11 protein-coding genes and 1 pseudogene are annotated in these 7702 nt (G+C 54.6%); 8 read left to right on the forward strand and 4 right to left on the reverse strand.

Translation table 11 applies throughout. The features are described 5' to 3' along the window. Positions 1 to 705: 705 nt before the first annotated feature. Entirely contained in the window at positions 706 to 1266 is a 561-nt protein-coding gene (locus ACYCUK_RS21940) for a recombinase family protein (RefSeq protein ID WP_461596744.1), read from the forward strand. Positions 1267 to 1367: 101 nt separating this feature from the next. On the opposite strand, the gene ACYCUK_RS21945 is transcribed toward ACYCUK_RS21940, so the two are convergent. Both ACYCUK_RS21945 and ACYCUK_RS21950 read right to left on the reverse strand, forming a co-directional pair. Then, positions 1368 to 1649, reverse strand: a complete 282-nt coding sequence (locus ACYCUK_RS21945; RefSeq protein ID WP_461596745.1) for an HU family DNA-binding protein — start codon at positions 1647 to 1649, stop codon at positions 1368 to 1370. A 506-nt stretch (positions 1650 to 2155) separates the two neighbouring features. Next, complete coding sequence (locus ACYCUK_RS21950) at positions 2156 to 3187, reverse strand: hypothetical protein (RefSeq protein ID WP_461596746.1); 1032 nt, start codon at positions 3185 to 3187, stop codon at positions 2156 to 2158. Between the two features lie 275 nt (positions 3188 to 3462). Between ACYCUK_RS21950 and ACYCUK_RS21955 the strand changes: the two genes are divergently transcribed. The 7 genes from ACYCUK_RS21955 to ACYCUK_RS21985 all read left to right on the forward strand — a co-directional run bounded on the left by ACYCUK_RS21955 (position 3463) and on the right by ACYCUK_RS21985 (position 6205). Next, positions 3463 to 3705 carry a CopG family ribbon-helix-helix protein gene (locus ACYCUK_RS21955; RefSeq protein WP_461596747.1) on the forward strand — a complete coding sequence of 81 codons (243 nt, stop codon included), beginning with the start codon at positions 3463 to 3465 and terminating at the stop codon, positions 3703 to 3705. Next, positions 3695 to 3979 carry a type II toxin-antitoxin system RelE/ParE family toxin gene (locus ACYCUK_RS21960; protein WP_461596748.1) on the forward strand — a complete coding sequence of 95 codons (285 nt, stop codon included), beginning with the start codon at positions 3695 to 3697 and terminating at the stop codon, positions 3977 to 3979. The genes ACYCUK_RS21955 and ACYCUK_RS21960 overlap by 11 nt, the downstream gene beginning before the upstream one ends. A 142-nt stretch (positions 3980 to 4121) precedes the next feature. Continuing rightward, the gene (locus tag ACYCUK_RS21965; protein WP_461596749.1) at positions 4122 to 4565 is read left to right on the forward strand and encodes a hypothetical protein; all 444 of its coding nucleotides are present in this window, start codon (positions 4122 to 4124) and stop codon (positions 4563 to 4565) included. Then, positions 4528 to 4845, forward strand: coding sequence for a type II toxin-antitoxin system RelE/ParE family toxin (locus ACYCUK_RS21970; RefSeq protein WP_461596750.1), 318 nt, complete (start codon positions 4528 to 4530; stop codon positions 4843 to 4845). Before ACYCUK_RS21965 ends, ACYCUK_RS21970 begins: the two co-directional genes overlap by 38 nt. A gap of 90 nt (positions 4846 to 4935) precedes the next feature. Continuing rightward, a complete protein-coding gene (gene parA, locus ACYCUK_RS21975) occupies positions 4936 to 5553 on the forward strand; it encodes a ParA family partition ATPase (RefSeq protein ID WP_461596751.1) in 618 nt (205 codons plus the stop codon). Then, positions 5550 to 5819: a hypothetical protein gene (locus ACYCUK_RS21980; RefSeq protein WP_461596752.1), complete on the forward strand. Its 270-nt coding sequence runs from the start codon at positions 5550 to 5552 to the stop codon at positions 5817 to 5819. Before parA ends, ACYCUK_RS21980 begins: the two co-directional genes overlap by 4 nt. Positions 5820 to 6025: 206 nt before the next feature. Then, on the forward strand, positions 6026 to 6205 hold the full coding sequence (locus tag ACYCUK_RS21985; protein WP_461596753.1) for a hypothetical protein: 180 nt from the start codon (positions 6026 to 6028) through the stop codon (positions 6203 to 6205). On the opposite strand, the gene ACYCUK_RS21990 is transcribed toward ACYCUK_RS21985, so the two are convergent. Together ACYCUK_RS21990 and ACYCUK_RS21995 are read right to left on the reverse strand one after the other, a co-directional pair. Further along, on the reverse strand, positions 6200 to 6487 hold the full coding sequence (locus tag ACYCUK_RS21990; RefSeq protein WP_461596754.1) for a hypothetical protein: 288 nt from the start codon (positions 6485 to 6487) through the stop codon (positions 6200 to 6202). The genes ACYCUK_RS21985 and ACYCUK_RS21990 overlap by 6 nt on opposite strands. Before the next feature lie 250 nt (positions 6488 to 6737). Then, positions 6738 to 7702: pseudogene (locus tag ACYCUK_RS21995) on the reverse strand (hypothetical protein); the annotation flags it as partial.

Below are 7702 nucleotides of genomic sequence, written 5' to 3' on the forward strand. Positions count from 1 at the left end.
TGAAAGATCACATGGCTTTGTGTCAGAGAAACGGAGTGTGTCACAAATTGCGGAAATATTTTTTCTGCGATACAAGACTGAAAAGAACCCAGCAGAACAGCAAAAACTACCGCTCCTACCATTAAGGCAGGCAGACATCGCATTCTTGATACGGAGATTTTCAACATGGAATTATTCTAGTGGGCTGGATTTTTACTGTCAAGTTTCAGCAGGAATTCAGCAGGAATTCAAAATTTGAAAAATCCACCTGTGCACTGAACATGACAATCGTTTTCCTAAAGTCTTTCCTCCATGAATAGCCTTCTGGCTGGCATACGACTACAACGGATTGATGCCGTACAACAAGCACCGTTCTTCCGCTGAAAAGTAGCCTCGGGCGAGGCTGGGTGGTACGGACTGAAGAAGTTTGGACTGCCGCTTGCATTAGCGCCTGTACATACGATGCTCATACGCTCAAGCACAGGGCCAGAGCCACCAGCGTGACGAGCAGGACCGGGAGTGTCAAAACGATACCGACTCTGAACAAGCGGACCGTGTTCCGGCATAGTCATGTCAGGTTGAAGTATACCCTAACTTGACGTCAACCAAAGAGCCCGAAACGCGTCACAATAGGGTCCTTTTTCGCATTGTTTGACACTCTTCCTCAAGGGTCTTAGACTCTATCGTGACACTTTTTCTTTCCCCCCTCAAAACACGGGAGTTCCCTTGAGCGACCAGCGCATCGGCTATGTCCGCGTTTCGAGCTTCGACCAGAACACCGACCGGCAGCTCGACGGAATCCCGCTCGCCCGGGTCTTCACCGACAAGGCCTCCGGAGCCGACACGAAACGTCCCGAGCTGGACCGGCTCATCGACTTCGTGAGAGAGGGCGACACCGTGGTCGTCCATAGCCTCGACCGCCTGGCCCGGAACCTCGACGACCTTCGGCGCCTCGTCTCCGGCCTGACAAAACGCGGCGTCCGGATCGAGTTCGTAAAGGAAGGACTGACCTTCACCGGGGAAGACTCTCCGATGGCCAACCTGATGCTCTCCGTCATGGGCGCCTTCGCCGAATTCGAGCGCGCCCTTTTGCGGGAGAGGCAGCGGGAGGGAATCGGACAGGCCAAACTGCGCGGGGTCTACTCCGGCCGAAAACGCGCCCTCACCGGAAAGCAGATCGCCGCGATCAAAAAGCGCGTGGACGCCGGCGAGAAAAAAGCCCAGGTGGCCAGAGATGTGAGAATCAGCCGGGAAACCCTTTACAGGTATCTGCGAGAGAACACCTGACGCTCTCCCGGACCAGTCTTCCGACCTTTGTCCCCGCCCGGGAAACAATAAGATACTCGTAACTAATTGAATCCCGGGCAGGACCTTCCCGCGAACGAGGCTTATTCGAAGAGATTCATGGCCTTGCGAAGAGGCTTTCCGGGAGAAAACCTGGGAGAGGTCCTGGCCGGAATCTCCAGGGTCTCTCCGGTTCTCGGATTGCGGCCGGTACGAGCCTCTTTTTTCACGGTTTCGAACGTTCCGAAGCCGGTGAGGGCCACTTTTTCCCCTTTTTTCAGGGAATCCCCGATAGCCGCCAGGACCCCGTTCAAAACCGCCTGGACGTCTTTTTTGGAAAGGTGGGAAGACTCGGAGACGGATGCTACCAATTCTGTCTTGGTCATGGAAACTCCTTCGGGTGGAAATCAGTGATGGGCCAGGATCCGAAATGCGCCGGATCCCCTGAAACAGAAAAACACGGACCAGAGTCTACTCGGGTGCCGGTCTTCCCTGCAATCCTGACAGGAAAAACGAAAATCCCTGGTTTGTTCTTTTTTCTCTGGTTTCTCCCTGAGCGAAAATCTTTAAACTCATAAAAATTGGACGCGAAGAGGCACGGGAGCGAAGCGAACCGTGTTCCTCTTCGTTTGCGCTCCGAGCCCCTGTCCCTGGGGCTTTTTCCCCGGGCAAAAAAATGAAAAATTCACTACGACTCCCCCCCCTCTTCTTTTTTTGGAAGGGGGTAGTTATCTAGTCTTTAATTATCTAAAGACTATCTACGCCACCGCTAATGGGACACACGCCACCGCTAATGGGACACACGCCACCCCAGTTTACCGCTAATGGGACACACGCCACCGCTAATGGGACACACGCCACCCCAGTTTGCCGCTAATGGGACACACCGATTTTACGACTTGGCTCCAGTGCTGGATTTTCTCCTGCGAGGATCTTCGAAGGAGACGAGACCCTCTTTTTTCTCGTATCCAACCGTCCCTCCCGGTCCGAAGGTGATCCCAATTTGGGCCAGCAGATCCAGATCCGGCTTCACGTCTCGCCTGACCTGCCTAGCCTCCCTCTCGATCCCGAGGGCATTCAGAACGTCGAAAAACTTCATCGTCATGTTCTGTTTATGTGTCAGGAATAATCTCGCCATCGCCTGGCTATAGCCGCTCCGCATCCGGAGGATGAGAGCCAGTGCCGGCTTACAACGCACCTTGATTTCGGTATCGTAGAGCTTCATCCAGGGCGGGGAGATCGTGACCTGCCAGAGATATCGTTCGAGGACGCACCCGCCCGGACCGGGGATCGCCTTGTATTTTCTGTCTATCACGGAGACGATCCCTCCAAGCGAGTCCCCTCCGTCTTTGTACCTGATCGTGACTTTCGCGAGCCTCATGTCTTCCAAAAGTTCGTAGAGATACTCCAGATTACTGGATGTGTCCCCCACCTTCTTCCAGATTTCATAGGGGTCGATCGTGATATACAACTCTCTTTGCAACCCCTGCTTATATTCCAGTCCTTCGGTCATGATGAGGTCGTGCAGGTCCCGGTGGTTCTGGCCGAGTTTTCCGGTGACTTCGGCGGTCCCCCAGGGATTTTCCCAGACCCACATCATTTTTTCTGTCGGCCTTCGTGTCGCGGCAAAGATCGGAAGGCGGCTGTGATGGACCGTCCCGCTCGATAGCCCGAACACCTTCCGGATGATCGGCTTTTTGCCGTTTTTTTCGGGAGAGAGTTGCTTCTTCGGATTCGGTTGAGAGGATCTCACCGTAGGGGCCACAGGAGGCACGGGAAGGGTTTCTGCCGCGGACGGATCCGGACAGGACGAGGAAGTCGTCGCCTGATCTTTTTCCTTTTCGAGATTGTGTTCGAGCAGCGCTTGCCGAAAGCGGGGAAGAGGTTGTCTGGAAGGATCGGGCGTGGTATTTTTGATGTTCATGTCGTGCCCTTCTGTTCAAGGGTTGGGATCAAGCTTCCCACCGGGGCTGAACCCGGCGACAAGCGTTGGCCAGGCTTAACAACCTGGCCTTTTTCTTCTCCCATCATATCCTGATATTTCGAAAATTTCATCATGCGTTAAGCGTATAGACCGCCACGAATTGAGGCGTCTCGTTCACCAATTTCTGACATCGGATTGAGTCTGATTCCCCCGTCATGTATTCTTTGTATACGTTACCATACATTGGGTCATCAAGAATTTTAAGGAGGGGGCTCATGTCTTCAGTATTGACCATCAGGGTTTCGGAAGATCTCCGGAAAAGTCTGGATTCGCTTTCGGAGATGACGGGCCGGAGTCGTTCCTGGCTCGCCATGGAAGCGATCAAGGGCTATCTCGACCGGGAGCAATGGCAGATAGCCGAAACACACGCCGCCCTGGCCGAAGCGGATTTGGGGGACTTTGCAACGGGCGACGAAGTGGCGGCGGTCATGACCAAATGGATTGATCTTGCAGGTTAGGTTCCTGCGCAAGGCTCTCCAGAATCTCGATGAGGAAGCGTCTTACATCGCCAAAGACAGCCAGGCGGCGGCCAGATGCTTCGCAGAGGCCGTAGAGACCAACCTTGCACATCTCGCTAGGCATCCGTCTATGGGGCGGCCGGGTCGGGTCCATGGGACGAGAGAATTGGTGATGACAGACTTTCCATACATCATCCCCTACAGAGTCAGGGGAGAGTGTCTGGAGGTTTTGAGGATATTCCATGCCATGCGCAAACCGCCGAAGAAATGGTGACCCCGCCAAGGGAATGAAGAGGCTTGGCGGAACGGATTTCATTACAACGATCGTTATGTGATGAAATGTCGTCAATCAACCATTGACCGTTGGACAAAGTAAGCATAAGATCCTTGATCATGATGATTAAGCGAGGTGTGATATGCGTGAAATGACTTTAGAGCAGTTCCGGTCCAGCGTAGAAACCGGGGGTATCCTGTCTGTGACATTGAAGGCCGAAGGGGGAGCGTTCTACGTGAATGCGGAAACCTGCAAAGGCGACGAGGCCGTGCTTGTTACAACACGCGATAAGGCACCGAGATCGTTTGCGGATCTGCGGAAAGCCATGCTGTTGCTGCGCGAAATGGGGATCCTTGATGCACGAATCGATGCCAAGGCATGGAATCCTGAGCAGGGGGAGAGTGAGCGCCCATCCCGACCGGATCGGGCGGCTGCAATGAAACGTACCAATGCGGCCGTTGCGCACGATAAATGGTTTCGGGAACAAGTCGAAATCGGCCTGAAATCGGTGAGAAAAGGTAGAACCCGACTGGCTAACGAGTTTTTTAATGAACTGGAGGTCAGCCTTGCCGATCTTCCGGGTTGAGATTACCCCGGAAGCTGAGCGCGATATTCGAGCCATTGCTACCTATATCCGAAAGGACAACTTGTCTGCAGCCATACGCGTGGTCTCCGAAATAAAAGAGCAAGTGATCGCTCTGGCCCAGTTCCCGAATATGGGAAGATCTGGCCGTATCGACGGAACGAGGGAAATGGTTCTTGGCGGGTTGCCATATATCGTCATATACCAGGTTGGCGATAATACCGCGTACGTCGTGCGTGTACTGCATGGGGCGCAGCAATGGCCGCCAATGGTTCGGCCTTAGCCGGTTTTTGTTGAAAGCGGTGTTTCCGCTCTAACAGACGCCGTGACGTCAAGAAGTCTTGACGTCACGGCGTCATAACGTAAGGACGCCATGAAGAAGATCGCTTTTCTCAGTCAGAAAGGCGGCAGCGGGAAAACAACGCTTGCCGTTCATACCGCAGTTGCCGCACATGAGGCTGGCGAACGGGTTGTCGTCATTGACACTGATCCACAAAAGAGCGCCACCATTTGGGGTGAAACACGGAGCCAGGATGCGCCCATTGTGGCAACTGCCGCCGCCGCCGAGTTGTTGCATGTGCTCGACGTGGCGAAGCGGGAGAGGATGACTCTTGCCATTGTCGATACGGCCCCGCATGCCGCACCAGATGCAACTCGTATCGTGTGCGCGGTCGATCTTGTGGTTATTCCGTGTCGCCCGACAGCCTTTGATATTGCAGCAATAGGTAGCGCCGTGGATATTGTGAAAGCAGCGGGCGTCCCGGCTGTGTTTGTTCTGTCCGCTTGCCCTTTCCGATCACCGGAAATTTCAGAAACTCGCACTCTCTTGGCCGAGTATGGGTTTCCGATTGCGACAGTTGAAATTATCGACAGACGGGCATTCGCCCGCGCTATAGCCAGTGGCCGGGCTGTCACTGAATTTGAGAGTGATGGCAAGGCAGCCAGCGAAATCAGAGCCCTGTGGGGCTGGATAAAGGAGCAAATACAATGAGCAAAGCAACCGGACTTGCAGCATTCACCCGTAAAGGAGCTGTCGTAGACCAGGAAGGCAAGGGCGGCGATGATGTGCCCCACCCTGTCCGTGAACGTGGACGTGGCAAGGGGGACGTTGTGGCCTTGACTGTTCGCTTGACTCGATCAGAATGGGAGCGCGTTCATCAGCTTGCAGTTTCCGAGGGCGTAAGTATTCAAGCCCTTGCTGTTGAGGGGCTCTCGAAGGTGTTCGTTGAGAAAGGCTTGCCGAAACTTGGAAATTGACGCCGTGGCGTTATAGCGTCATGACGTCATGACGCTATAATTAAGCGGTATGTCGGTTGATGCGATTGTCTACATGATACAATCAAGAGTGAGTAGGCATGGGAGCGTGGGAGAGTGGATTTTAGTGATATTGACAACGATAGATTTTTTTAGCAGCATCACTAACGACGCTCTACGGTTCGAATCCGTCAAACAAAGGAGATAACATGACTAACTCATTACCTAAAAAGATTGCCGAAAAGATTCATTGGCTCATGGCTTCAATGGTAACGAAGATCATTCTCCTTGTGCTGGAATTGGGTGAAATTCACCCACATTCCCATGCTTATTCAATCTCTGACCAAGAACCAAATACACATCAGTTATTAATCGGAGCGGTGTTATAGTTTCATGTAATCAAATGGCAACCGGAAGTATCCCGGCTTCGATTCCTCGGCGCGTTTGATCAGAAGCATCTCGACGATCTCTTTGTAGGACAGGTCCGGATGTGCCTCCCGGATCACGTCCAGGGCGAGATGCGCGTCTCCCGACAGCATCAGGGACAGAGCCTTCCCGGAATACCCTCCCTCGTTCTCCCGGATCCGCGCACGATAGGCCGCCTGTTTCTCCGCGTTCGTCATCGCTTCTTCCCCTTGAGGCTTCCGGCCCCGCTTCGCTTTCTCCCTCATGACGTTCCCTCCCGATGGGTTGAGGAGTGTTGCAGTCCGTCATAATAATAGATTACTTGTAACCAAAACACAAGGGGCAGGATCGAGTCGCCTGAGTTCCTTCCCTTGGGGGGAGGCCCGACCGCCCCGACACTTTATGGTTCCTGCCGTGCGGGCTTTTCCTGTTGGGGTGCAAGAGTCCCCGTGTCGCAAGCGCAAGCCGGAAGAAGGGAATCCCCTCAGGAAGTCTGGAGAGGACGGGCGGGGGGCATCACCTTTCCAGGCCGCCGCGTTCCCGCTTGTATTCCCGGCCTTGTGGACGGCTTCCTTCTTCCTTCCCGTGTTCCCTCTCCGGGACGGGAACCTCCATCCTCCGGCCTTCCGATCTCCCCTGGACTTCCTTTCCCAAACTCCGCTCTTCTTTCTTTTCTTTTTCGTTGAGAATGTCGAAGTCCAGGGCGTTCATCTTCTCGGTTTTCCGGATCGAGGCGAGAAGGGCCTGGACCTTCTCCAGCCCGCAGTCAACCCCCTCCCGTACCGGTCGTCCTCCGAGTTTGATTCCGGAATGCTTGTCGAGAAATTCCCGGCAGACATCGAAATCCTTGGTCCACTCTTCCGGGAGTTCGAGGCCCGGGCGATCGGCCCTCATCTTTTCGGCGAAATCGATCATCTTGTCCGTGGGCGCAAGCTCGATCCCGCTGTTTTGGGCCATCCTGTCGATCTGGTCCTCCGTCAAAACGATCCGCATCCCCTCCCGGTGGCGGGTCAACTGGACATAGAGGGCATTCAGTCCCATTCCCGTGACCAGGTTCGAGGAGAAATCGACGGTCTCTCCCTGGCTCTTGTGGATCGTGACGGCATACCCGTAGTCGATCTGCGCGTAGTCCCGCGGATCGAACCGGATCTCCCGCCCGGAATCCATCTTTACCGTGAAGGAACACTCCTTCCCGTCGTCGGTCACATCGATCCTCGTCAGGGTTCCGGTTTCCCCGTTCATGACCCCCATCTTCCGGTCGTTCTTCTTGAAATAAAGTCGGTCTCCGGCCTGGAATTCGCGCTTGCCTTCCGATTTTCCCTCCCGATCCCGGACGGTCGTTTCGACCCGGGGCCCGGTCAGGAGGTCGGAGATCTCCGACCTCGCGGCGGCGTTCAGCTCAAGAACGTCCGCTCGCCGGTAGGCGGTCAGGAGCGTTTTTTCCGGGGTCTTCGGATCGAAGGCCTTCGCCCAGGCTTCGA

Source organism: Thiomonas sp. (genome assembly GCF_054608695.1).